At 55.1% G+C, this 24,857-nt stretch carries 16 protein-coding genes, 1 tRNA gene and 1 pseudogene; 5 read left to right on the forward strand and 13 right to left on the reverse strand.

Annotation, left to right across the window (positions count from 1 at the left end; all coding sequences use genetic code 11):
* Window positions 1-28 precede the first annotated feature (28 nt).
* The gene (locus tag AM410_RS15980; RefSeq protein ID WP_073396089.1) at window positions 29-376 is read left to right on the forward strand and encodes a hypothetical protein; all 348 of its coding nucleotides are present in this window, start codon (window positions 29-31) and stop codon (window positions 374-376) included.
* Between the two features lie 182 nt (window positions 377-558).
* Here AM410_RS15980 and AM410_RS15985 read toward each other — a convergent pair.
* The 7 genes and pseudogenes from AM410_RS15985 to AM410_RS16015 form a co-directional block, all read right to left on the reverse strand.
* Window positions 559-1,842: pseudogene (locus tag AM410_RS15985) on the reverse strand (tyrosine-type recombinase/integrase).
* 167 nt (window positions 1,843-2,009) lie between these two features.
* Window positions 2,010-2,085, reverse strand: a tRNA-Asn gene (locus tag AM410_RS15990).
* Window positions 2,086-2,249: 164 nt separating this feature from the next.
* Entirely contained in the window at window positions 2,250-4,439 is a 2,190-nt protein-coding gene (locus AM410_RS15995; RefSeq protein WP_073396087.1) for a TonB-dependent siderophore receptor, read from the reverse strand.
* 26 nt (window positions 4,440-4,465) lie between these two features.
* Window positions 4,466-5,791 (reverse strand): lysine N(6)-hydroxylase/L-ornithine N(5)-oxygenase family protein, encoded by a 1,326-nt coding sequence (locus tag AM410_RS16000; RefSeq protein ID WP_020883310.1) that lies wholly within the window; start codon window positions 5,789-5,791, stop codon window positions 4,466-4,468.
* Window positions 5,788-7,530, reverse strand: coding sequence for an IucA/IucC family protein (gene iucC, locus AM410_RS16005; RefSeq protein WP_073396086.1), 1,743 nt, complete (start codon window positions 7,528-7,530; stop codon window positions 5,788-5,790). The genes AM410_RS16000 and iucC overlap by 4 nt, the downstream gene beginning before the upstream one ends.
* Entirely contained in the window at window positions 7,527-8,474 is a 948-nt protein-coding gene (locus AM410_RS16010) for a GNAT family N-acetyltransferase (RefSeq protein WP_108648130.1), read from the reverse strand. Before AM410_RS16010 ends, iucC begins: the two co-directional genes overlap by 4 nt.
* A complete protein-coding gene (locus tag AM410_RS16015) occupies window positions 8,474-10,216 on the reverse strand; it encodes an IucA/IucC family protein (protein WP_108648131.1) in 1,743 nt (580 codons plus the stop codon). The genes AM410_RS16010 and AM410_RS16015 overlap by 1 nt, the downstream gene beginning before the upstream one ends.
* A gap of 138 nt (window positions 10,217-10,354) precedes the next feature.
* Here AM410_RS16015 and AM410_RS16020 point away from each other — a divergent pair, with 138 nt between their 5' ends.
* A complete protein-coding gene (locus AM410_RS16020) occupies window positions 10,355-11,566 on the forward strand; it encodes an MFS transporter (protein WP_108648132.1) in 1,212 nt (403 codons plus the stop codon).
* On the opposite strand, the gene mtfA is transcribed toward AM410_RS16020, so the two are convergent.
* Window positions 11,563-12,360, reverse strand: a complete 798-nt coding sequence (gene mtfA / locus AM410_RS16025; RefSeq protein WP_014170764.1) for a DgsA anti-repressor MtfA — start codon at window positions 12,358-12,360, stop codon at window positions 11,563-11,565. The genes AM410_RS16020 and mtfA overlap by 4 nt on opposite strands.
* Before the next feature lie 315 nt (window positions 12,361-12,675).
* Here mtfA and AM410_RS16030 point away from each other — a divergent pair, with 315 nt between their 5' ends.
* Window positions 12,676-13,575, forward strand: coding sequence for a LysR family transcriptional regulator (locus AM410_RS16030; RefSeq protein WP_078774570.1), 900 nt, complete (start codon window positions 12,676-12,678; stop codon window positions 13,573-13,575).
* Here AM410_RS16030 and AM410_RS16035 read toward each other — a convergent pair.
* From AM410_RS16035 to AM410_RS16045, 3 genes are all read right to left on the reverse strand, one after another.
* Entirely contained in the window at window positions 13,550-14,338 is a 789-nt protein-coding gene (locus AM410_RS16035) for a substrate-binding domain-containing protein (RefSeq protein ID WP_108648133.1), read from the reverse strand. The genes AM410_RS16030 and AM410_RS16035 overlap by 26 nt on opposite strands.
* On the reverse strand, window positions 14,335-15,648 hold the full coding sequence (locus AM410_RS16040; protein ID WP_108648134.1) for an MFS transporter: 1,314 nt from the start codon (window positions 15,646-15,648) through the stop codon (window positions 14,335-14,337). Before AM410_RS16040 ends, AM410_RS16035 begins: the two co-directional genes overlap by 4 nt.
* A gap of 285 nt (window positions 15,649-15,933) precedes the next feature.
* Window positions 15,934-17,241, reverse strand: a complete 1,308-nt coding sequence (locus AM410_RS16045; RefSeq protein ID WP_108648602.1) for a serine hydrolase domain-containing protein — start codon at window positions 17,239-17,241, stop codon at window positions 15,934-15,936.
* A gap of 95 nt (window positions 17,242-17,336) precedes the next feature.
* Between AM410_RS16045 and AM410_RS16050 the strand changes: the two genes are divergently transcribed.
* Window positions 17,337-18,242: a LysR family transcriptional regulator gene (locus AM410_RS16050; protein ID WP_032680673.1), complete on the forward strand. Its 906-nt coding sequence runs from the start codon at window positions 17,337-17,339 to the stop codon at window positions 18,240-18,242.
* Here the strand turns inward: AM410_RS16050 and fumA are convergent.
* Window positions 18,231-19,880 carry a class I fumarate hydratase FumA gene (gene fumA / locus AM410_RS16055; protein ID WP_025203790.1) on the reverse strand — a complete coding sequence of 550 codons (1,650 nt, stop codon included), beginning with the start codon at window positions 19,878-19,880 and terminating at the stop codon, window positions 18,231-18,233. The two genes, AM410_RS16050 and fumA, sit on opposite strands and share 12 nt — an antisense overlap.
* 55 nt (window positions 19,881-19,935) lie before the next feature.
* A complete protein-coding gene (locus tag AM410_RS16060; RefSeq protein WP_108648135.1) occupies window positions 19,936-21,444 on the reverse strand; it encodes an anion permease in 1,509 nt (502 codons plus the stop codon).
* Between the two features lie 611 nt (window positions 21,445-22,055).
* Between AM410_RS16060 and AM410_RS16065 the strand changes: the two genes are divergently transcribed.
* The gene (locus AM410_RS16065; protein ID WP_049023026.1) at window positions 22,056-24,836 is read left to right on the forward strand and encodes a flavocytochrome c; all 2,781 of its coding nucleotides are present in this window, start codon (window positions 22,056-22,058) and stop codon (window positions 24,834-24,836) included.
* Window positions 24,837-24,857: the final 21 nt, after the last annotated feature.

Genomic DNA, 24,857 nt, shown 5'->3' on the forward strand with positions numbered 1-24,857 from the left:
AAGAAACTGACAGAGAAGAAAAATAAAAATGAATGAAATTAATTTGGAAGGTAGAGAAAGCAATGATGAGGTCATTGCGGCAGCAACAGATCATATGGCTTTTTTTCTGTTCTCCATTCTCTCAGGTTGTTATCCGGAGATTGCGACATCTGAATTTGAAAACATCTTCAATGATGAGTTTAAGTTTGATATTGAAAGTTTTATTAAAAATTACAGGAAAAACGGTGGAAACATAATGACGATGTCGGGTAAAGATATCGCTCAGATATATTCAAATCAGCGGTTTCATGAAAAGTTGTCCAGAGCACTCGAACAGTGTAAAAAAGATAAGACAGCTTTAACTGCTATGAATCAAGTAAAGGCTTTTCAGATATAACGCTGAACTGACTAAAACTTGTTTTGGTCTGTGAAGGGTTGGACAAACCCACCGGGTGCGGCAAGAATTAAATTTAATATTCAGTATTAACATTTTTTGCTTGAATGTCATTGCTGGATTTTATTATTAATTTTTCTTTACCATTTAGCCCCTTATAGAGGGGCCTTCCCGTTATCATTATTCTAATGATTTTTATTAGTTGCGAAATCAAACGGTCTTACTATAGAATTCTTATTTGCATCGAGAAAATCAGCCCACCATTGTAACATTAAGCGGCGCTGTTCAAGATGTTTGGCCTTATGTGTGTAGGCTGCACGGACATTGTTCTTTTCCATATGGCTCATTTGAAGTTCAACAACATCTTCTGACCAGATACCTGATTCAATCAGAGCACTACAAGCTAGGGTACGGAAACCATGACCGCACAAGTCGGTTTTGGTTTTATAGCCCATTTTACGTAGCGCCTTGTTGATTGTGTTTTCACTCATAGGCTTCATCGCGTCATAACAGCCCGTAAAGATAAAATCGTTATCATTGTTTACGCCATAAGTCAGCGTCTTTATCTCTTCAATAATGATTAGAGCCTGATTACACAGTGGCACGTAATGTTTCCTTCGCATTTTAGCACCACGAGCAGAATGCTTAATGCCCTCAATTGCTTCACGCTGTTCCGGGATGACCCAAAGCCCACCCTTAAAATCGATTTCTGACCATCTGGCGAATCGTAGTTCACTGGAACGCACAAACGTCAGGGGATTGAGCTTGATCGCCAGTAACGTGAGCCTGCTACGTCCCTGATAACCATCAATACGTTCCAGAAGTGCTGGTATATCTTCCAGTTCAATTGCAGGTCGATGTTCTGTCTGTGGCTTCTGTACTGCACCTTCCAGATCATAGGCAGGATTGAAGCGGATTATCTTTTGCTGAACAGCATATCGTAGGATAGCGGTAGCGTACTGTTTTACACGCATAGCGATTTCAAGATAACCGAGTGTTTCAATCTTCTTGATTGGAACCAAAAGATCACCCGTATCTAACTCACCTATATCTTTGTTACCGATATCAGGAAACAGGTAAGTTTCAAGACGAGTCCAGACTGAGCGCTGATAATCTTCTGACCAGTTAGTTTTGGTTGCAAACCAGCTTTTTGCAACGGTTTTAAAAGCGCGGGTATTGTTACGCTTTTCCATCGTGGTTTTGTTGTCAGCCTGTTTTTTAGCGCTGGGATCAACTCCTGATGCTAAAAGCTTTTTGTCTTCGTCGCGGCGTTGCCTTGCGTCTGCCAGAGAAACGGCAGGGTAGACACCTATGGAAAACACCTTTTGTTTCGCTTCAAAGCGATAACCCAACTGCCAGTACTTTGAACCGTTAGGATGTACCAGAAGGTAGAGGCCGAACCCACCAGTGAGCTTAACGGGCTTTTAAGCGGGTTTAGCATTTTTTACTTTAGTATCAGTAAGTGGCATGGCGGTTACCCCTGGATGCTGGTAAAAGAAAAACCGAACCAGCTTTACCAGCAAAAGGGTGTAGCTTCGAGTGTTTTTTACTAGACATGAGTAGACAAGCTAGAAGGATTAACCAATTGATAGAAAGCAAAAAACCAGACGTCAGTAGACATCTGGTTTCTTTAAATTGGCTCCTCTGACTGGACTCGAACCAGTGACATACGGATTAACAGTCCGCCGTTCTACCGACTGAACTACAGAGGAATCGTGTGAACGAGGCGCATAGTATCGACCTCAGTTCGTCTTGTCAAAGGGGGAAAACGCACTTTTCGTTCGTTTGCCGACAATTTCAGCAAATCGCTGATTTTATAGCAAATTCGCGCTGAAATTACACAGCAAATTGCGCCGCCCGCAGGCGGCGCGCAGGATTAGAAGAGTACGGAGTAGTTCAGACCAAACGTACGGCCACGGCCTTTATAAGTATACAGACCTGGTGCACCGTAGGTTGGGCTATACAGCCCCGGCGCACGCTGACCCCAGGCGGTGGTGTAGTCTTTGTCCAGCACGTTTTCCACGCTGAAGCTGACTTTACCCACCGGCAGGTCGTAGCTACCCAGGAAGTCGACCGTGTTATAGCCATCGATCTTCTTACCGTCGGCATCAGACACGTCAAAGGTCTGCGTACTCTGCACGCGCAGGGCCCAATCGCCCGGTGCCCAGTTGACCCAGGCGCTGGCTTTTGACGGGCTGGCGCTGTCTACCGTCAGCTTCTCCCATTTACCGTTCTCGCGGGTTTCAGACTTAATGGCGTTAAAGTTCGCGCCGGTGCTCCAGTCGCTGTCGGTGAAGAAATAGTCCACCTGGCCTTCAATCCCGTAGATACGACGCTTGTCGTCTTCGAGGTTGATGGTCATGTCCGTCTTGTTGATGGTGATGGTTTTGTCCGAGAGCGAGTAGTACGCCGCAACCTGCGTGCGCAGGTTATCGCCGGTGTAGCGCCAGCCCAGCTCATACGCGTTAACCTTAATGCCGTCCAGCGTCGAGTCGTTAACGTTCACGCTGTTCAGCAGGCGATAGTGCCCGTCGACAAGCTGGTAGGTACCGGAGCCGTAGTACTTCGCCAGGTCCGGAATTTCGAAGCCCTGGGAGAAGTTAAACCACAGCTGCTGCTGTTCGGTCAGGCGGCCAAGGATCCCGGCGTTGAACAGGAAGTTGTTGTAATTGGTTTTCCCGCCCGGTACCGCATCAGCCGATGTGGCTTTCCCGTTAGCGATGGCCTGTTGCTGGGTATAACCAACGAAGTCATCCACCTTATTTTCGGTGTACTGGTAGCGCACGCCGCCGCTCAGGGTAATGGCATCAATGTCGTAGCTGGCCTGCAGGAACGGGGCGAGGTTGGTAATGCTGTAACCCGGGTAACGGCCCACGTTATAGGCGTTCTCCAGATCCATACCGCCGCTTGCTGCCGCTTTGTCAAGATTGAAGAACTGCTGGTTAGCGTCGAAGGTTTCGTGGTCAGCATCCACACCCCAGGTCAGCGTTAAATCATCCATCGGTTTGCTGTTCAGCGTCAGCTTGCCGCCGTAAAAATCGGTTTTCTGCTGCGACGCACCGATGCTGCTCACCACGCCTTTGGTCAGTGTCGGGAACGGGTAGTAGGTCAGGCTTTCGTCACGATAGTAAATCTGTGCGACCAGATCCTGGCCCCAGAAATCGGTGTTGGAGTACTGCAGGTTAATCAGATGCCGCTCTGTGCCCGGCAGGCGGTCAGAGTTCAGGTTGCCTTTATTGTAGGCTTTGGCATCACCCGTAACCGCGGAGAAGTTTTCCCCAAGGAACAGGCCATGCTTCCCGTCGGACTCGCTCTTGTAGTATTGCGTCGTAAGCTGCAGCTGCTGGTGATCGTCGATGTTGAGGGTGCCTGTTCCCATCACATCCAGACGGTCGGAATATTGTAATCCGGTCTGGGTGTTATCAATAATCACCTCGTTACCTTTGCCGTCGTACCAGCCGCCGTAGCGCTGATACGATACTGACAACCGGCCAGAGGCATTGTCGTTGCCGCCGCTCACCGCGGCTGACACGTTCTCATCGTGATCGTTATGGCTGTTAAAGCCACTCTTTGCTCCGGTCTGGAACTCCACTTCGGTATCAGGCTGGCCTTTTTTGGTCACGATATTCACCAGACCGCCGGTACTGCCGCCGCCGTAGAGGGACGTGGCGCCGGAGATCACTTCGATACGGTCAATGTTGAACGGATCGATGGAGTCGAGCTGGCGGCTGTCGCTGCGGGACGAGTTAAGACGCACGCCATCCACCATCACCATCATCGAGCGGCCGCGCAGGTTCATACCGTAGTTGGTGCGGCCCTGGCTGCTGACGTCCATGCCCGGGATCAACTGCGCCAGGACTTCTTTAATCTCTTTTCCACCCTGAACCTGCTGTTCAATCTCAGCACGCTCAATAACCCAGGTAGTCTGCGCCATCTCAGCCACGCTGCGGTGCGCGCGGCTGGCGGAGACAACAATATTTTCTTCCTTTTGTTCTTCCGCCCACGCAGAGGTAGAAAGCATTGCAAGCAAGCAAGGATTTAAAACCCAAAGATGAGAACGTTTCATTGTTATGTAGTTCCTGAATGTGTGTGTCAGTACTCGGTGGTTCTTGCTAAAGATTGATAAACCTGGCTGCTGTCCGGGCGGGGAGTGCTACGCCAGTGGATCACGCCAGGGGTGGTGGCCAGCTCAAACGGCTCGTCGTCGTGCGCGCGATTCAGAATTCGCGCGGCGCGCCAGGCCATCAGGCTGAGCTGGGGTTCGGCAATGCCAAGACGGTGCATCCCGGCATTCACGGCGAACAGGCGGTTGCTCTGCGGACCGTCCCATTCAAGGGTGAAATCATTGTTGATGCAGAAGGTTTCGTCGGCGTCCAGACGCAGGCGATGAGAGAGTGGTGCCAGAAACGCAGGCTGCACGGTGCGATAGCCGGTCGCGAAAATCACCACGTCGGTATCGAGTTGTTCACGGCCGCCGTCAAGGTGATGCTGTAACGTCAGGCGCTTACCGTTCTCCTGCTGCGCGATCGCGGTGACCGAGCGAGAGGGCAGGAGGTGTGCCCACGGTTTTTCCCGCAGCACTTCGAAGCGGTGATACATGGCGCGATAAATCGCCAGCAGAGACTCCGTGGTGATGCCGTCGGAGGTCATCTTCTGCTCGTGCAGCATCTGACGACGCGCCTCTTCGCCAAGCGTAGAGAAGCTGTCTACATATTCCGGTGTGAAATACTCGTTGGCGAAAGCCGCTTCATCCAGCGCGTTATAATTGTTGCGTCGGGAAACCCAGTTCAGGCTCAGTGGCTGACCCCACTCCCCGCGGAAGATATTCAGAAACAGATCCGCACCACTCTGACCTCCGCCGACGACGGTGACGCGTTTACCCGCTAAATCCGGCGTGCGCAGCATCATCTCGCTGGCGTGGAAGCAGCTGTCATCCTGCGCCGGAGCGCAGTCAGGCAGGTTAATCTGTTTGCCAATTCCCACGCAGACGTGACGCGCCAGGAAGCGATCGCGCTGAGTCACCACGTCGAACAGACCGTTTTTTTCATCAAAACTGACCTGCTGTACCTGCTGGCTGAAGGACAGGTTGGTGAGGTTTTCCGCGGCCCAGCACAGGTAATCGGCAAATTCTTCGCGAGAGACGGTACGCTGCTCGGTGGTCAGAAAACGATAGAACTTTTTACGCTGCACCAGATAGTTAAGAAAACTGTGGCGATTGGTGGGCTCCACGGCGCTCACCAGATCTTTCAGGAAGCTGGTTTGCATATGGCAGTCCGGCACCATCATGCCAGGGTGCCAGGAGAAATGCGGCTTGCGTTCAAGAAACAGGGAACTAAAACCGTCGAGTCCCTCAGCCAGTGCGGCGATGCTGAGGTTAAACGGGCCAATACCAATGCCGATGAAATCATACGTTTTCATTGCGCTGACTCCTGGGAGACCAGAAAAAGAGGGTTATCAAGATCGGTGACATAGTTCGGCAACATGCGGCTGCCGCCGTCGTGTTCGGAGAAGGTCAGTTTGACCGGGTTGAGGATCACGCGAATAATTTGCTGCTTAAACAGATCAAACTTCGCAAAGCGTTCGGCGAGATCGGGATGCGCGGCCATATAGCGGCGCAATACCTCGGCCAGGATCTGGTAGAAACGGGTTTCGCTGACGCCGCTTCGCAGGGTAAGGCGTGAAATAAACCGCAGCACCGTGACAAAGTTACCGGTTTGCAGATCGTGAATGATGTAATCCGCACTCAGGCGCGCCGTGACGGACTTCACCTGTTCAGGCAGGCTTGCTGCCTGCGGGAAATCTTCATCCACCAGGCGCATGTCCCCCTGGAAATCTTTCAACAGGATGCGTTGCGGGATGGCGTCTTTCATCACCAGCGTCACGTTCTGGCCGTGGGCGATAAGCGCCACGCCGTAGCGGCAGAGCAGGTGATAGAAGGGGATGACCGTCGCGTCAAAGAGCTTTTCCAGCCAGGCTTCAGCGGTCAAACCGGATTGGGCGATCCATGCGTCAATCAAGGGGCGTCCGGTGTTATCGCTCTCCATCAACGCAGCCATCAGCACCGCTTCTTCACCCTGCTGAAGATAACAGGACGGATTTTCGCGCCAGATAACCCCCAGCATCTCCTGATAACGGTAAGGCGCTTTCGGCAGCGCGGCGTAACCCGGATGGGAAAGATACCCGGCCGCGGGCTCGCCAAGCACCTGCGCGCCACAGCGAATAAGCGTGGCATCGCTGGCGAACTGCTGCTGTAACCAGCGTGAGGCCAGCGGGCCAGCGGCAATGTACTTACCCGGAATACCGCGATAGCAGGAGGTGTTGTAAATGGTCAGCGGCAGCTTGATGTCAAACGGCGTGCGGCGGCTGGCATTGGTGAGGGTACGCAACGATTGCTGCGCCAGGTACTCGTCGCCAAACTCGCCCAGCTCAACCATTTCGCCGCGCGCGAGTTGCGCCAGGAAATGGACAGCAATCTTTTGTTGCCACTGCCACGGATGCAGCGGCACGGGCAGCCAGTTATCATCAAGATCCAGCCCCTGCCAGCGGGCATCAAACCGGGCGCGCTCGGCGTTATCCATGGCGCTCGCCAGCAGGGTATTGATATCGCAATCAACATCGCTGCTCCAGACCAGGTGCGCACGTTGCACGGCGACCCAGTGCAGGCGAAAACGGCCACGGTATTCCGGGGCATACTGGCGTAGCGCATTCAGCCCCCAGCCGCGCCGTCCCTTGTTAAAGATAAACTTAGGATGGCCGCTCATCAGGCACTGTAATTCGTCCGGGTCGAGATGAATGAGCGCGTCAGCATCCAGCGTTTCACGCGCCTGTAACAGCTGAATGTCACCCCGCAGCGTGGCATAGAGATCTTCCAGATGCTCCGCGGTCTGCGCGTCGCTCATCTCCAGTACCGTCGCAAGCTGCAGCAGTGCAGTTTCTGCGTCCACTGCGTTACCGCTGACGGTGGTCAGGCTCTCGGGGTCGATATGCAGCCAGCCCCAGATCCCGCGCGTGGCCTGGAACTGCCAGGTCTCCGCGCCCATGGTGATTTGCCAGCGATTGTCTGCCAGCTGCCGGGCGCTCAGGGTGCGTTCATATTCCAGCTCGGCGAGGATTTTCGCCACCATGTCGCGGTTCACTTTCTGCCAGTACCCGTTCACAGTCCCACCTCGCTGAAGAAGCGGTGACGCTGGTTCATGATGAGGCGCGAGCGTTTATGCGGGAAGTCGAACTCTTTTACGGTCTCGAAACCGGCAGACGAAATATGGCGGAACAGGCGCTGGTTGTCGAAACGCGGCTCGGCAACGATGCGTGTTGTGCGTGGCTCATCCAGCCACAGATAATGGCTCAGACCGCGCAGCCAGCTGCGGATATACTGCGCGCCGCGCCAGTTTTCTTCCCCAACCAGCATGTGCAGGCCGCGGTCAAACGGCTGCCAGCGATAGTGACGGCCAATACGGTCTTCCGCCGCCCAGTAAATTTCAAAGTAGCCGAACGGCTGGTCATCAAAGCAGCCGATAAGCGGATAACAATAGGTCGAGTCGAGCTGACGGCGCAGGTAATTTTCCTGCTCCGCCTGCGGGCCGGCCATCTCCCAGAAGGCGTTAACGCGCGGGGTGTTCATCCAGCGGGTGAAACGTTCGCCGTCCTGCGCCACATCGGCCACGCGGAAACTCAGGGTGCGTTTAATCTGCGGGTCGTAACGGCGATAGACTTCGCCTTGCGGACGGTGAGGGCGCAGCGGGAAGTAAAGCTGACGGCTTTCATCGAACTGCATGCCGCCGTGGTTCTGGGGCCGTTCTCCCTTCAGCCACAGAGGCAACTGCCAGAACGTTTCGCGCGCCAGGTAATCTCCGCTGGCAAGCGTAAACAGCGCCTGCGCCTGCGGTTCATCCTGCCAGGCAGACCAGGGGAGCGTGACGCCGGTCAGTGCCGGTGCGGCGATAAACAGCTGATCCAGCGCGTCGACTAACCAGCCTTCCGGGATACCACTCACGCGCTCAAGCACTGCGCTGCCGTCGAGACCTAACGTCAGGGGCAGAGTGTTCTCCGTTGCGGTGCAGCGAAAGCCATAGCCAGAATGGACGATATTCGCGTTTGCCATCACGCCTTCTCCTTGTAAAACGGGTTGCTAAAGTCGAAATAGATCACTGCCGGATCGGCGATGGTGTTTTCGTTGCGATCGTGCAGATAGCAGAAAAAGTTGCCTTTACAGTTCCAGGTTGGGCTGTCGAGCACGTAGTCGAGGCAGCGGGTCTGTTTCGCTGTTTTGCGTAATTCGGCCAGTGCGTCACGCACCTGCGCCATCAGGCTCTCTTCGCTGTCGAAACCGGCGGCGGCGAGGGCGGCAGTCACGGCAAGCGTTGAGTTCAGCAGCAGGTAGTAGGGGAAGTAGCGCAGCAGCTGGCTTTCGCCAAAACGGTTTTCCACATCATGTTCACCCGCCTCTTTTAGCCATTCATCGGCGCCTTCAGTCCAGGCGCTGCCCTGACAATCGCGGTAGATCAGCCCGACGGGGAAATCCTGCTGCATCTCAACGAGGATATTTTGCTGGTGCGCCAGCAGAACCAGGCCGTAATCCGCTTCAGCGCTAAACAGCGGAAGTAAGACGCGATCGCAATACGCCTGCACCCAGCAGCGCGCAGCCTCGGCGAGGGGTAAATCCAGGCGATGGCTCAGACGACGTACCGCCGCAACCAGCAGACTGTCACCTCCGTCCGGTGCCGCCTGCGTCAGGCTCACCAGTACGTTGGTCTGGCTCTCTGGCGTCTCAAACAGCAGGTTCACGCGCAGGGCCATCAGGCTCTCGTCCTGGATGACGCCATTTTCATCACGCAGCCCCGCCCAGCCGTCTTCCTGCATAACACGCAGGGTCGGGTAGCGTGCCTGTAAGGTCTGCCAGCGCGCTGTCTTAGCCAGACGCGCCAGGCGCATACCGCGTTTAACCTCTTTCACCGACAGCGTGCGCACGGAGTTGGTCAGGCGCACGCTGAGGGAAAACTTGATCATGTCATTGTTGGTTTCGCTGTAGAGCGAGCGCGAGGAGCTGGTGGGCAGCCACTGCGCGCCCGCTTCGCCCAAATCCTGCAGGTCGCCGTTAGCCACAAGACGCTGGCACCAGGCCTGACCCAGCAGATGCTCGGCCTGCCACGGATGCATCGGCAGCAGCCAGCAGGTGTCGGTGAAGTGACCGAGGAGCTCAGGGGCACTCTGCGCTGCGAAGCGCAGCAGGCGTTCGCGAAGAGAGACGGCCAGGCTGTCGCCGGCAATCAATTCACGCTTAACCGCAAACCAGCGCAGCGGGAAGCGGGAGGCAAAATCAGGCAAATAGCGGCGCGCTTCACTTTCGTTAAACGGCTCGTGAGATTTGGGGGCCGGGTGAAACGCATGCCCCACCAGCAGCGCCTGTTCTGCTTGCGCAAAATTCAGCGGTTTGTCACGCAGGTTTGCCCAGTTGTGGCGCAAATCGATGGTCTGCCAGGTGTGGGCATGGCTTTCAAGGGCGCGTTGCTTAAAGCGCGCCAGCGTTTCGGTATCGAGTGAGCCTTTAACTGAAGGTTTTTCCAGAATTAAGTCAACCAGTTGCGTGAAAGTGACGGCGTCACCGCTGTCGCTGTCGCGCTGGATAAGCGTCGCCGGAAAGTGATACTGATGATGCTGAGTTGGAGAGAAATAGCGTACCGGAACCCGAATGGCCTGGGTTGAAGAGAGCGGAATATGAATCTGCGATAGCTCATCCGCAACGGTAGCGGGGAGATAGCGCCAGTCCTTCGTTTCACGCAACAGGGCGTTCAAAAAACACTGGGCCGCAACGTCTGTACCGGCGGAGCGGGGCAGAGTACGCATAGGTGTACCTCATTCCATGATTGATAATAATTATCGTTATGATATGCATTATGTTTACAGTCGCAACTATTTTTGCAATATTTGTTTTCATAAACTTCATGATTTCCACACATTTATTGACACTATGTTCACATTCTCATGCGCACTTACCCTGAAACACTGACGGAAAACCTCACCCCGAAAGCGAACTGGCCACTGGCGTTATGCGCCGGATTGTTAGGTATTGGGCAAAACGGTTTGCTGGTCATGCTGCCGCAACTGGTCACCCTGACCGGGTTATCGCTCTCCGTCTGGGCGGGGCTGTTAATGTTCGGCTCCATGCTCTTTTTACCCGCATCGCCCTGGTGGGGGCGTCAGAGCGAGCGACACGGCTGTAAGGTCGTGATGCTGGCCTCGCTAAGTGGCTATCTGGCGAGTTTCGTCGTGATGGCGCTGGTGGTCTGGGCGATGGCAAGCGGGATGATGAGTGCTGTCTGGGGGCTGGCGGGCCTGATCCTCTCGCGTACGCTGTACGGCCTGACTGTCTCAGGGCTGGTGCCCGCGGCTCAGACATGGGCCATCCAGCGCGCGGGTCTGGATAAACGCATGGCCGCGCTGGCGACCATAAGCTCCGGCCTCAGCTGCGGTCGTCTGCTGGGGCCGCCGCTGGCGGCGATGATGCTCAGCGTCAATCCGGTGGCTCCCCTCTGGTTGATGGCGATTGCACCGTTTATCGCTCTCCTGCTGGTCTTTCGAGAGGTCGCCGATCCGCCGCTGCCGCCTGTCGCGCATCAGGCGACGCGTGTGCAGGTTTCAATGCTGCCGTACCTTGTGCTGGCGTTGCTTTTGGCTGCACTTGTGAGCCTGATGCAGCTTGGCCTGTCACCGCATCTCAGCCCTCTGCTGGACGGTAACCCGCGAGAGGTGAGTCATCATGTCGCGCTGCTGCTGAGCCTGGCCGCGCTGGCAACGCTCGCTGCACAATTTCTGGTGGTCCGTCCGCAGCATTTCAGCCCGGTGACATTGCTCTGCCTGGCCGCGGTACTGATGGTGACGGGACTGGGGCTAATGTGTATTGCCGGTCTGGTGTTGTTCTACGTGGGGATTGTCATGACGTCGCTGGGAGCCGCCATGGCGACGCCGGGATACCAGCTGCTGCTGAATGAACGGCTGACCACCGGAAAAGGGGCGGGAGTGATTGCCACCAGCCACACGCTGGGCTACGGCCTGAGTGCGCTGCTGGTGCCTGTCGTCACGCGTTTATTCGGCGAGGTATTTTTAACGCAGGCCGCCTGGGTGATGGCGCTGATGTTTCTGGTGATGAGCCTATGGGTACGGGCGGTCAATCGTACCCATGTCGACCCGTCTTAATGGAGCTGGTGAGATGAATTGCCGGCAGGATCCTCATTTTGCCGCAGACGCAGCAGAGGGTCTTGCTGATAAAACTGACAGAACCGTTGCCAGAGGGCCGGGAAACGGGGGGCGAAAAGCTCAGGCGCGCTAAAGAAATATTCTGACAGCACCGCAAAGCACTCCGCAGGATCGGTTGCCGCATAGGCATCGATGCTGGCGGCACTTTCGCCCACCAGATCTATCTCATCCTGGATATTATCCATTGCCGCATGCAGATCGTGTTCCCAACCCGCGACCTCACGAAGCGGGATCAGCGGTACACCGCTGGCACGATCCCCGTTGCGGGTATCCAGCTTATGCGCCACTTCGTGAATGATCAGGTTAAAGCCTGATGCGTCGAAGGAGTCCTGAATATCAAGCCAGTTCAGAATGATCGGTCCTTGCTGCCAGCTTTGCCCGGACTGCACCACCCGCTGGTTATGCACCAGGCCGAAATCGTCCTGCCATTCATCGTCCACCACAAACGGTGCGGGGTAAATGAGTACTTCATGGAAGCCATCCAGCCACTCAATACCGAGTTCCAGAACCGGCAGACAGAAAAGCAGGGCGATACGCGCGTTTTTCAGGGGATCCAGCTCGAAGCCCTGCAGCGGAACCAGACGTTTTTGCTGCAAAAAGCGATCCGCCAGTTGAACCAGTTTTGATTGTTCATCCGGCTGAAGATTAGCCAGAACAGGGATCGCCAGCGCTTCATCCCACGGCAGCGCCATATTTCGGCCAGCGTCATTCGTTTTCCAGGGCCACTTAATCATCGCTTTGCTCGCAAACTCGTCACTTGAACAAAAGGGGAAGGTAAGGTTCTGTTAAAATGCCAGACATTCGGTCATTGCTTCAATTCCAGCCTGGATAAACTATCACTTCGTACGTAACGGTGGATAGCGGTTTGCTGGTATCACCTTCATTTTGTGAACTCAGTCGAAGCCTAATCTTATGACACTTACCCCATTATGGTCAGCGTGAAAACCAACTCCTTAAGGGATTTCGGCGCTTCACCGGTTGCGGCAGGACAATAAGCCGCTATTATTTTTGACTTTCGTTCGTATTGCCAGACAGGACATTCAGACGCTATGCCCGTAAATTTTGACCTTAACGATCTTTATGCTTTCAGAGCGTTAGTGGAATACGGCAACTTTCGGGTTGCTGCTGAATCTATCTGTTTGTCCCCGTCAGCACTGAGCCGCAGGATTGAAAAACTGGAGGTGGCGCTGGGAGCGAAGCTGTTTGACCGGACCACCCGCCACGTGGCTCTGACACTGTACGGGCAGAACTTTGCTGAACGTTCAGCGCAGTTGCTCGATAACGTTGAGTCCATGCTGGCTGATATTGATAAAGTGAGTGAAGAGCGGACCGGGCTGATTACCGTCGCTACGGTACCGTCTGCGGCCTATTACTTTATGCCGGATGTCATTCGTCGCTTTCAGTCCCGTTATCCGCGTGTCCGGATTAAGCTCATCGACAGCAGCGCGGGGAATGTCATTGACGCGGTTGCCCGTAGCCAGGCGGATTTCGGGATCTGTTTCGCCGGGAGTTTGCCCTCTGAAATCGAGTTTTTCCCCCTTGTGGAAGATAGCTATGTCGCCGCGTGCAGGCGCGATCACCCTCTGGCAAAAAAGACTCACCTGACGTGGCAGGCGTTTTATCAGCAGGACTATATCATCCTCGACAAAACGTCAGGCAACCGTAACCTGCTCGACCGGATGCTGGGGGATATCGTGCCTGCGCGTCCCAGCGTTTGCGAAACGCGCCATGTGACCACGATGCTCGGTATGGTAGAGGCGGGCATCGGCATTGCTGCCGTGCCCGCCATGTCGATGCCGACGTCAGAGCACTCGCTACTGACGTCTGTCCCGCTCGTGGCACCGGAGGTGAAACGCACTGTGGGGCTGATTCGACGCCGGGGGCGTATCCAGTCTTACATTGCGGCTGAACTGGAAAAACACATTACTGAGCAGTACCGCGGGACGTGACGGGGCTCATCCCCGTGTCGCGAATCACGGCGCTGGACTGTGTCGAGGAAAGGTAATCCAGCAGCGCTTTCCCTTCGCCAGGATGGTCGGCCTGGCGGGTCACAGCGCCAGCAAAGCGGGTGATGTATTGCAGGTTGTCCGGGAGTTTGCCAATAAACGTCACCCCTGGAATCGGCAGCAGTTCGCTGACTTGCTGGAAACCTACCGCGTATTTCCCTTTCGCCACTTCTTCGGCGACGGGGATGCGCTCAACCTTCGTTGCTTTACCCATCACCTCTTTTTCAATCCCCAGCGTTTTGAACAGCGTCTGGCTGACGTATCTGCCGCTGGCGCTGTCGGAGTAGGCGATGGACTCCGCCTGAAGCAGCGTATGGCGAAGTTTCGCCTCGTTACTGATATCCGGGACGTCAGCGCCTTTTTTTACCACCATACCGACAGGGGAGTCCGCAAGTTCCGTGCGCGAGCCTGGCTGAGTCAGGTTGTCCTTTTCAAGTGTTGCCAGCGCATCGCCCACCATGATCACCACGTCGGCTTTTTCCCCGCGCGCAAGCCGGTTAGGAATTGCCTGCGGAGTCGTTCCCATAGACGGGCCGGGAATGAGCACAATGTTATCTCCGGTCTGGCGTTCATATTCCGGTGCCAGCTTTTCAAGGGCGGCTTTAAAACCGCCTGAGATCATGACCGTCACCTCTTTCGCTGAGGCACTGAAGCTCAGGACGGTCAGTATCAACGCGCTGGTGGTCAGTCGAGGAATCAGTCTCATGCCGCCCCCTCTGATTTCACGGTATTTTGCAGCGTCACTGCACGACGACGGTACAGGTAGAGCGTTGCCAGCAGGGCGCACACCGCGGCGAAACTCATCCAGTAGCCGGGAGAGGCTTTATCCCCGGTATATTCTATCAGCGCGGTAGACATTACCGGCGTGAACCCCCCAAATACCGCCGTTGCCAGACTGTAGGCCAGAGAGAACCCCGCCACGCGAACTTCAGAAGGCATGATCTCCGTGAGCGCCGGGATCATCGCACCGTTGTACAGGCCATAGAGGAAAGAGAGCCACAGCAGGACGCTCAGCATCATTGAGAAGCTCGGTGCCTGCGCCAGCAGCGTCAGTGCCGGGTAGCTCGTCGCCAGAGCCAGCAGCGTCATGGCGATAAGCACCGGTTTACGCCCAAAGCGGTCCGACAGCGCACCGCCTACCGGCAGCCAGATAAAGTTGGAAATTGCCACCAGAAGCGTGACCAGCAGGCTGTCCGAAGCGCTGAGCATCAGCACTTTTTTCCCGAAAGTCGGCGCGTAAACGGTGATCAGATAAAAGGCCGTGGTGGTCATTGCCACCATTAGCATGCCGGCAATGACCACCTGCCAGTTACCGAGCAAGGTTTTAAAGACCTGATGCATCTCCAGATGATGGCGGCGTGCATTGAACTCCTCTGTCTCCTCCAGCTTGCGGCGCAGGAAAAAGATAAACGGTACGATTAAACAGCCGACCAGGAACGGGATACGCCAGCCCCATTCACGAATGGCGCTCTCTGCCATCAGCACATTCAGCGCAAACCCCATGGCTGCCGCAACCATAATCGCGACCTGCTGGCTGCCGGACTGCCAGCTGGTGTAAAAACCTTTGCGGCCGGGCGTAGCAATTTCAGCCAGATAGACCGATACGCCACCCAGCTCCGCTCCGGCAGAAAACCCCTGCAACAGTCGGCCAGTCAGAACCAGTAACGGTGCCCACAGACCTATGCTGTGATAAGACGGAATAAGCACGATCAGGAAGGTACCCGCCGCCATAATCGACAGGGTCACGATGAGTCCTTTTCTGCGCCCAACCTTGTCGATATAGGCACCCAGTACGATTGCCCCGATGGGGCGCATTAAAAATCCTGCGCCGAAGACGGCAAACGTCATCATCAGGGAAGCAAATTCACTGCTCGCCGGGAAAAAGGTATGCGCGATGTAGGTCGCATAAAAGCCGAAGAGAAAGAAGTCGAATTGCTCGAGAAAGTTGCCGGACGTCACGCGAAGTATCGCGCCCGCTTTCGAGCGAACGGTTGCAGGTGAGGTTGAGGAAAACATGGTTATCTCCAGTTTATTGTTGACGTTTTGCTCGTCTGTTTCTGAAAACTGGATCAAGAACCCCAAATTTATAAGCGCAATTAATACATGGACTGATGCATTTAACGCATCAATGGCGAAGAGCCGATCGGGAGTGATTGTCGTAACAACAACTTAACAATTAATTGATTTTTTATTCACCAGTTTGGGTAAGTCACTGATATTGCCGTTTTGTGACATCGCGCAGAGGCACCCTTGTTTGCAGAGAAGACAAAAGCCAGGCGATGCCTGGCTGTTAACTATCACTTACCGCAACGCGTTGGCAATCGCACTGAACATCAGTGAGGCTTCCAGCGGCTGTGCGCTAAACGACGGTTCGGACTGCGGCCAGGTGGACCACTGAACGATCACCAGATTTTCCGCCTGGTTTACCATGATCATCTGCCCAAAGATCCCCAGCGCCCAGAGCGAGCCTTTCAGCGACTCATTCGCCGCGGGCACCACCTTCGTGGCCGTGACGGGCACTTCGTTGTTCCACCACTGATAGCCGTACAAGCCGGTCGGGTGTTCGTCAGAGACAGAGCCATCAGCCTGCGTCCAGCGTGAGGCGTCTTTCACCCAGTTGTCGGGGAGGATCTGTTTACCGTTCGGTAGTGTGCCGTTATGCAGGATAAATTCCCCGAAGCGTCCCCAGTCTTCCAGCGTGGCGTTAAAGCCATGCGCGCCGACATCATGCTGACCTTTACGGTAGGCATGCCATACACCGTCGCTCGCCATGCCGTACGGCTGCCAGATGCTCTTCTCAAGATAGGCGGCCAGGGTCATGCCCGTTGCACGCTCAAGCACGTCACCCAACAGCCAGGCGCCACCGGAGGAGTAAGACCAGTGCTGGCCTGCCGGGTGTTCGCGTTTCAGCCCGGACACCAGCTTACGCACGCAGTCATAGGTGCCTGGTTTCGCTTCGCACTCGGTGAGCTGCGCGAAATCGGAGGCGGGATTGGTGTAGTCTTCGTTCCATGCCACGCCGGAGGTGTGGGTGATCAGCTGTTTTAACGTCACGCCGTCCCAGGCGGTGCCTTTCAGGTCTGGCTCGTATTGCGTGACAAGGTCGTCGAGTGAGCGAATTTTTCCCTCTTTGAGAGCCACGCCAACCAGCGTTGAGACCACGGATTTCCCGACCGAACGGGAGGTCCAGAGCGTCGTATCCGTATTGCCTTCGCCGAGATATTTCCACGCGATTTTGCCGTCTTTCAGTACCAGCATGCCGCTCACGTTCTGACGTTTCAGGTAGTCCTGCAGGTTATAGGTCTTGCCATTGACCTGATAGCGGGCGTCAGTGAGCGGTTTCTCTGCGCTGGGCAGCGGCGTGGCGTTGCCGTGATGGAACACATCTCCCGCGTAGTTGCGGTAGTCATTTCGAAAGCCGACCACGCGATCCGCCTGGCTCCAGGTGAGCATCTTGTGCGTGTCAGGAAGCTGTTTGTCGAACGGAGCAGGGCAGGTGTTCAGGTCAGTATCGTCGCAGGCCGCCAGCGCGACAGGCGCAAACAGACCGCTGCACAGGCTAATTACAACGCCCGCCAGCAGCGTGCGGTTCAGTGAAGGATAATTCATCATTTTTCTCGCTGTGATTAGGAACGCCTTCAGTTTAAGAACCCGCGACTTATAATAAAAAACGCGTAATGGGGGAAATTCCCCCCGAAAACTGAATGGAGAGTGGCGTGACGACGGTAATTTATTCCTTTGCCCAACTGGAAGCGTTTACCGCCGTGGTGGAATACGGTGGCCTGGCAAAAGCGGCGATGAAGCTCGGGAAAGATCGTACGACGCTGCGCGACCTGATTGATTTTCTCGAAGATGGATTAGGGTACAGGCTGTTTGTGCGTGAAGGACGCACGCTGCGTCTGACCTCTGAGGGCGAGCAGCTGCAGCGGCAGGCGCACCTGCTGATGCGCCAGGTGAAAGCCTTTGAGGCATTTGCCAGCGCGGTGCCGGATCGTGCTACGCAGGACATCACGCTGGTTTACGATCCCTTTACCTCAAGGCCATTTTTGCAGGCGCTGATTGGCGAGATGGCGAAGCGACATTTACGTTTGAGCCTGGTCAGCGCCTCCCGGGATGAGGCTGAAGCGATGCTGGCCAGCGGGCAGGCGGATCTGGGCATTTGCCAGGCACGTAATCGCAGTGTGGGTAATGAAATGGAGTGGCGGGCGCTCGGGGCGATCGATATGGATTTCTACGCCTGCAACACGCTGTTCGCTGAAACCACGCAGCCGCTGTCGCTGCTTGAGTTATCGCTGGTGCCGCAGGTGATTATGCACGCCGCCTCGGATGAGCCGGTGGCACGTCGTCTGCAGATTTCGGGGCACACCCTTTTCACCAATGAGCTGGAGATGTTGCGGGGCCTGCTGGAGCAGGGATGCGGCTGGGGATTTTTACCGACGCATTTCCAGCCGACCGGGTGGAAAAAGGTAAAAAGGCTGCACACCGAAGTGGGCAGCCAGGGGATAAGTCAGACGATGGTGACCATCTGGAAGCCGGGAAGCGACAAGCGAGAGAGGATCGCTGAAACGCTGTCGCTGTTACCGGCGTTGTGGAAAAACTCAGCGCTGTGAACACCCATTGCACTGCTGATTCTGGATCTGCTGGAAGAAGTCGTTACCTTTGTCATCCACCAGGATAAACGCCGGGAAGTTTTCCACTTCGATTTTCCAGATGGCTTCCATACCCAGCTCAGGATAGGCCACGCACTCCAGACGCTTGATGCTGTTTTGTGCCAGTACCGCCGCCGGGCCGCCGATGCTGCCGAGGTAGAAACCGCCGTGCTTATGACAGGCATCGGTCACCTGCTGGCTACGGTTGCCTTTCGCCAGCATGATCATGCTCGCACCGTGAGACTGCAGCAGGTCGACGTACGAATCCATCCGTCCAGCCGTGGTTGGGCCGAGAGAGCCTGATGCATAGCCTTCCGGAGTCTTGGCCGGGCCTGCGTAGTAGATTGGATGGTCTTTGACGTACTGCGGCAGTTCTTCACCGTTGTCGAGCAGCTCTTTCAGCTTCGCGTGGGCAATGTCGCGCGCCACGATGATGGTGCCGTTCAGTGACAGGCGGGTAGAGACCGGATGAGCAGAAAGCTGGGCCAGGATCTCCTTCATCGGCTTATTCAGATTGATGCTGACCACGTCGCCTTCGCCCTGTTGACGCAGGGATTCAGGAATATACTGGCCCGGATTGTGCTCCAGTTTTTCAATCCAGATACCGTCGCGGTTGATTTTGGCTTTGATGTTGCGGTCAGCGGAGCAGGAGACGCCCATACCAATGGGGCAGGAGGCGCCGTGGCGCGGCAGACGGATCACGCGAATATCATGGGCGAAGTATTTCCCGCCAAACTGTGCGCCCAGGCCGAGGTTCTGTGCTTCCTGAAGCAGTTCCTGTTCGAGCTGAACATCACGGAACGCCTGACCGTGTTCGTTACCTTCGGTGGGCAGCGCGTCGTAATAGCGCGTTGAGGCGAGCTTAACGGTTTTCAGCGTCGCTTCAGCCGACGTTCCCCCAATCACGAAGGCAATATGGTAAGGCGGGCAGGCCGCGGTACCCAGGGTACGCATTTTCTCAACCAGATAGTTTTTCAGCTTCGCCGGGGTAATCAGCGCTTTGGTTTCCTGATAGAGATAGGTTTTATTCGCGGAACCGCCGCCTTTTGCCATGCACAGGAATTTATATTCGTCCCCGTCGACGCTGTAGAGATCGATCTGCGCAGGCAGGTTAGTGCCGGTATTGACTTCTTTATACATATCCAGCGCGGCATTCTGGGAATAACGCAGGTTATCTTCGATGTAGGTGTTATAGACACCCTGACTCAGCGCGGCTTCGTCACCGCCACCGGTCCAGACGCGCTGGCCTTTTTTACCCATGATGATCGCCGTGCCGGTATCCTGGCAGGTGGGCAGCACGCCTTTGGCCGCGATTTCAGAGTTGCGCAGGAACTGCAGGGCAACGTATTTATCATTTTCGCTGGCTTGTGGGTCGTTAAGAATCGCGGCAACCTGTTTCTGATGCGAAGGGCGCAGCATAAAGGCGGCGTCGTGGAAAGCCTGCTGTGCCAGCAGCGTCAGCGCTTCGGGTTCCACTTTCAGGATCTCCTGACCCTCAAATTCGGCAACAGAGACGTGTTCTTTGGTCAGCAGATAGTATTCGGTATCGTCGTGTGCGAGAGGGAAGGGGTTCTGGTAGTAAAACGGTTTGTTTGACATAGCGTATTGCTCCAAAAAAATAAAACCGCCGGAGAGGTAGCCCGGCGGTCAGGGATCAGAACAGCATGGACATCCACGGATAACCAATCAGCAGCAGGGCCGCCAGGAAGATGGCACCAAAGATGGTGCCGAGGCGCCAGTAGTCTTTGGTTGGCAGGTAGCCGCTACCGTAGTAGATAGGGCTAGGGCCGGTACCGTAAGGGGTGATAATCCCCATGACACCCAGGGAGGTCACCATCAGCAGGACGAACACCTCCATATTCATGCCCGGAATGGTAGAGGCGATGGTCAGCATCGCTGGCAGCAGCGCCGTGGTGTGTGCGGTGGTGCTGGCAAACAGGTAGTGCAGCAGGTAGAACGCCAGCAGCAGTACGATGGTGGCAACACCCGGCGAGATACCGCTCATCAGCAGACCACCTTCTTTACCCAGCCAGCTAATGAAGCCCGTGGAGGAGAGGCCATCCGCCAGCGCAACCAGGGTGGCGAACCAGACGAAGGTGTTCCAGGCGGCTTTATTCCCGGTGATATCGTTCCACTCCAGCACCCCGGTCCACAGCATCAGACCCACGATTAACAGTGCAGCCATTGCCGGTTCAATCCACGCGGCGGCGAAAATCCACATCAGCAGCGCGCAGCAGACGAAAATCAGCAGCAGGATTTCGTTACGGGACAGTTTGCCCAGTTTTTCCAGTTCACGGGTCGCCCACAGTGGCACTTCGTTGTTCACTTTAACTTCAGGCGGGTAGAACCAGTAGGCCAGCAGCGGCATGGTCAGAATCAGCAGCACGCCCAGCGGCAGGAATGCGATAAACCAGGTGCCCCAGGAGATGTCGATCCCCACGGTGCTTTTCACCAGCGCCAGCGCCAGCAGGTTCGGTGCGAGGGCAGACAGGAACATTGAGCTGGTAATACAGGCCGCGGTGATCGCCACCCACATCAGGTAAGAACCAATTTTACGCGCGCTTGGATCGTTCGGTTTCGAACCATACAGCGGCGGCAGGTTAGCGATAATCGGATAGATGGTCCCGCCACTACGCGCGGTGTTGGAAGGTGTAAACGGTGCCAGCAGCAGGTCCGCGAAGGTGATAGCGTAACCGAGCGTCAGGCTGCGACGACCCAGATATTTCACCAGAATCAGCGCCAGACGGCGGCCGAAGCGGGTTTTGTCATAGCCTGCGGCAAACATGAAGGCACCGAAAATCAGCCATACGGTAGAGTTACCAAAACCGCTCACGGCCCATTTAAAGGAGGCACCCGCCAGTTTGAATTTCGGGTCGGCCAATTGTTCCGGGCTGAACAACACCCACTGACTGCAGAGCGCAATCGCCACGACGCCGGTCAGGCCAATGACCGCGCCTGGCAGCGGTTCGAAGATCAAACCGACAATCACGCCGACAAAGATAGCGAAGTAGTGCCACGCGTAAGGAGGAAGCCCTTCCGGGACCGGAACAAACAGTAACAGCACGGCAACGACAACGGGCAATGCCATCATTAGCAGACGTTTTGCCTTTCCGTTGGATGCTTGACTCGCCACAGGGGGCGTTACAGCAGTTTTTGTATTCATAGTTTCGCGTCTTAAGTTGTCAGGAATTCGGTTATGCGCTGAAATATTCATTTGCTTTCTTTAGTTTGTTTTTATTTTTGTTAGTTACTAAAGGTGCGCATTTGCTATTTCAGCAATAGCGATTTAACGCATTTTTGATGCGCTAAATTAAAAATTGATGATATTTATATATTGCGCCTTTGACTGTCTCGATGCTTGATCGCGATCAAAAAAATAGAGTTGCGGTGGTGTTTTTGTTCAGTTGATAATAACCACTCTGGCGTATGTGGGTATTATTTATTTTGATATGGATTTTACTCAATGTTGTTAACATTTCAAATAGCCATTTTCATATAACTCTTTGTTTTTAATGGTTTGTTTTTGTCTCTTGGGATCGTGAAAAGGTCATTGATACGTTAACAGTGTTTAAAGGATTGTGAATGGAGTAATTAATATTGCTAACACCAATGTGTTATTAATGTTATTGAAGGGATTAAATAGTTTTTTAACTAACGTAATAGCTTTAGAAACTAAAAAAATCATTATATTAGTATTATGACATCGGAATAAAAAATCGAAATAAAACTGAGCCCGATAACGAATTCTTAATTTTAAAGTTTGGAGTTTCTATTATGAGCACTAACGAACGTATTCTAAGCCCCTTCACATTACCGAATGGTACCGAACTGAAAAACCGTTTGTTAATGGCCCCTATGACGACCTGTACCGGTTATTACGACGGTACGGTGACCAGCGAGCTGGTTGAGTACTATCGCGCCCGCTCAGGCAGTATTGGTACCATTATTGTTGAGTGCTGCTTTGTTGACGATCTCGGTCTCGCCTTCCCGGGTGCGATTGGCATTGATAACGACGAGAAAATCGCCGGGCTGGCGAAGATCGCTGAGGCGATTAAGTCCAAAGGCTCTAAAGCGCTGCTGCAGATCTACCACGGCGGCCGCATGGTTGATCCGAAACTGATCGGTGGCCGCACGCCGGTGGGGCCAAGTGCCGTTGCCGCGCCGCGTGACGGCGCCGCCACGCCGGTTGCCCTGACGGGAGAAGAAGTCGAAGGGATGATTGGTAAGTTCGGTGAAGCAGTACGCCGTGCGATTCAGGCGGGTTTCGATGGCGTTGAAATCCATGGGGCCAACACCTATTTGATTCAGCAGTTCTACTCTCCAAACTCTAACCAGCGTGACGACGAGTGGGGGGGCAGCCGCGATAACCGCGCGAAATTCCCGCTGGCCGTGCTCGACATCACCCATAAAATGGTGCGCCAGTACGCCGATGACGCCTTTATCATCGGCTATCGCTTCTCCCCTGAAGAGCTGGAAGAGCCGGGCATCCGCTTTGAAGACACCATGTACCTGCTGGAAAAGCTGGCCGCGCGCGGTGTGGATTATCTGCACTTCTCCGTTGGCGCAACCCTGCGTCCTTCTATTGTCGACACGCAGGATCCGACCCCGCTTATCGAAAAATACCGCGCAATGCGTTCTGACACGCTGGCGCAGGTGCCGGTCATGGGCGTCGGTGGCGTGGTCAATGCCGCGGATGCGAACGAGGCGCTGGAACATGGCTACGATCTTATCGCCGTAGGCCGCGCCACTATAGCCTACCCGGACTGGACAGACCGCATCGCGGCGGGAGAAACGCTGGAACTGTTTATGGACAGCACCCGACGCGAAGCGCTAAGCATCCCTGAGCCGCTGTGGCGTTTCTCGCTGGTGGAGGCGATGATCCGCGATATGAGCATGGGTGAATCGAAATTTAAACCGGGCATGTTTAGTGAGAATGTTCGGGACGATAGCAACGAACTGGTGATTAACGTCAGCCTGGAGACCGACCGCATCGCCGACATTGAACTGGCTTCTGGCCCGACCCAGGACGTTGAGTTTGTCACCAGCTTCGAAGAGATCCGCACCCGTATTCTGGATGCAAACACCCCGCACGTGGATGCCATTACCGGTGCAACCAGCCAGAGTGAAGCGGTCAAAAAAGCGGTGTCTAAAGCCATGCTGAAATCCAGCAAAGCGCTGGCAGCCGAAGAGGGTGTCGACCCGAACGAGACCCGAAGCGTTGACGTTGTGGTGGTCGGTAGCGGTGGCGCGGGTCTGGCCGCAGCAATCCAGGCGCATGACGAAGGCGCAAGCGTGCTGATTGTTGAGAAAATGCCCTCCATCGGCGGTAACACCATTAAAGCGTCTGCGGGGATGAACGCCGCGGAAACACGCTTCCAGCGGGTGAAAGGAATTCAGGACAGCAAAGAGCTGTTCTATCAGGAAAGCCTGAAAGGCGGTAAAAACAAGAACAACCCGGAACTGTTGCGCCGCTTTGTGGAAAATGCCCCACAGGCGATAGAGTGGCTGGCGACCCGCGGCATTATGCTCAACGACATCACCACCACCGGCGGGATGAGCATCGACCGTACTCACCGTCCAAAAGACGGTTCTGCGGTGGGCGGCTATCTGATTAGCGGCCTGGTGCGTAACGTCAACAAACGCAACATCGAGGTCATGCTCGATACGTCGGTCAGCGACATTCTCTTCGAGAACGGCGAAGTCACCGGCGTACGTCTGACCACGGAAGAAAACGAAACCCTTACCGTAGCAACCAAAAGCGTCATTGTGGCTACCGGTGGTTTCAGCGCCAATAGCCAGATGGTGGTTAAGTACCGTCCTGACCTGGAAGGTTTCGTGACCACCAACCACAAAGGGGCGACAGGGGGCGGTATCGCGCTGCTGGAGCGTATTGGCGCCGGTACGGTCGATATGGGGGAAATCCAGATCCACCCAACCGTTGAGCAGAAAACCTCGTACCTGATTTCCGAATCCATCCGCGGTGGCGGGGCGATTCTGGTGAACCAGCAGGGGAACCGTTTCTTCAACGAGATGGAAACCCGCGATAAAGTCTCTGCACAAATTATCGCCCTGCCGGAGAAATACGCTTACATCGTCTTTGATGAGCATGTCCGCGCCAAAAACAAAGCGGCAGATGAGTACATCGCCAAAGGGTTTGTCACCAGCGCCAGCTCACCTAAAGCGCTGGCTGAAGCCCTGGGTATGGATTACCACGCTTTCCTGGCGACCCTGGAGCGTTACAACGGCTTTGTTGAAAAACAGCACGATGACGATTTTGGCCGTACGACCGCGCTGCGTGCACCAATCAACGAAGGGCCATTCTATGCCATTCAGATTGCGCCGGGCGTGCACCACACCATGGGCGGTGTGACCATTAACACCGAAACCTGCGTACTGGACAGCAACCACAACGTGCTGCCAGGGGCGTTTGCGGCCGGTGAAGTGGTCGGTGGTATCCACGGTGGTAACCGCATCGGGGGTAACGCGGTGGCAGATATCATTATTTTTGGTACGCTTGCCGGACATCAGGCGGCGATGCGCGCGAAAAGGGCGTAAGTCAGCCGTAAGGGTATGCCG

The organism is Enterobacter cloacae complex sp. FDA-CDC-AR_0164 (genome assembly GCF_003071645.1).
Taxonomy (GTDB): domain Bacteria; phylum Pseudomonadota; class Gammaproteobacteria; order Enterobacterales; family Enterobacteriaceae; genus Enterobacter; species Enterobacter ludwigii.

Excerpts from the sequence above, each read along its gene's own strand:
- AM410_RS15980 (WP_073396089.1), top strand. The coding sequence starts at position 29 with ATGAATGAAATTAATTTGGAAGGTAGAGAAAGCAATGATGAGGTCATT.
- AM410_RS15995 (WP_073396087.1), bottom strand. The coding sequence starts at position 4,439 with ATGAAACGTTCTCATCTTTGGGTTTTAAATCCTTGCTTGCTTGCAATG.
- AM410_RS16000 (WP_020883310.1), bottom strand. The coding sequence starts at position 5,791 with ATGAAAACGTATGATTTCATCGGCATTGGTATTGGCCCGTTTAACCTC.
- AM410_RS16010 (WP_108648130.1), bottom strand. The coding sequence starts at position 8,474 with ATGGCAAACGCGAATATCGTCCATTCTGGCTATGGCTTTCGCTGCACC.
- AM410_RS16015 (WP_108648131.1), bottom strand. The coding sequence starts at position 10,216 with ATGCGTACTCTGCCCCGCTCCGCCGGTACAGACGTTGCGGCCCAGTGT.
- AM410_RS16020 (WP_108648132.1), top strand. The coding sequence starts at position 10,355 with ATGCGCACTTACCCTGAAACACTGACGGAAAACCTCACCCCGAAAGCG.
- mtfA (WP_014170764.1), bottom strand. The coding sequence starts at position 12,360 with ATGATTAAGTGGCCCTGGAAAACGAATGACGCTGGCCGAAATATGGCG.
- AM410_RS16030 (WP_078774570.1), top strand. The coding sequence starts at position 12,676 with ATGCCCGTAAATTTTGACCTTAACGATCTTTATGCTTTCAGAGCGTTA.
- AM410_RS16035 (WP_108648133.1), bottom strand. The coding sequence starts at position 14,338 with ATGAGACTGATTCCTCGACTGACCACCAGCGCGTTGATACTGACCGTC.
- AM410_RS16040 (WP_108648134.1), bottom strand. The coding sequence starts at position 15,648 with ATGTTTTCCTCAACCTCACCTGCAACCGTTCGCTCGAAAGCGGGCGCG.
- AM410_RS16045 (WP_108648602.1), bottom strand. The coding sequence starts at position 17,241 with ATGAATTATCCTTCACTGAACCGCACGCTGCTGGCGGGCGTTGTAATT.
- AM410_RS16050 (WP_032680673.1), top strand. The coding sequence starts at position 17,337 with ATGGAGAGTGGCGTGACGACGGTAATTTATTCCTTTGCCCAACTGGAA.
- fumA (WP_025203790.1), bottom strand. The coding sequence starts at position 19,880 with ATGTCAAACAAACCGTTTTACTACCAGAACCCCTTCCCTCTCGCACAC.
- AM410_RS16060 (WP_108648135.1), bottom strand. The coding sequence starts at position 21,444 with ATGAATACAAAAACTGCTGTAACGCCCCCTGTGGCGAGTCAAGCATCC.
- AM410_RS16065 (WP_049023026.1), top strand. The coding sequence starts at position 22,056 with ATGAGCACTAACGAACGTATTCTAAGCCCCTTCACATTACCGAATGGT.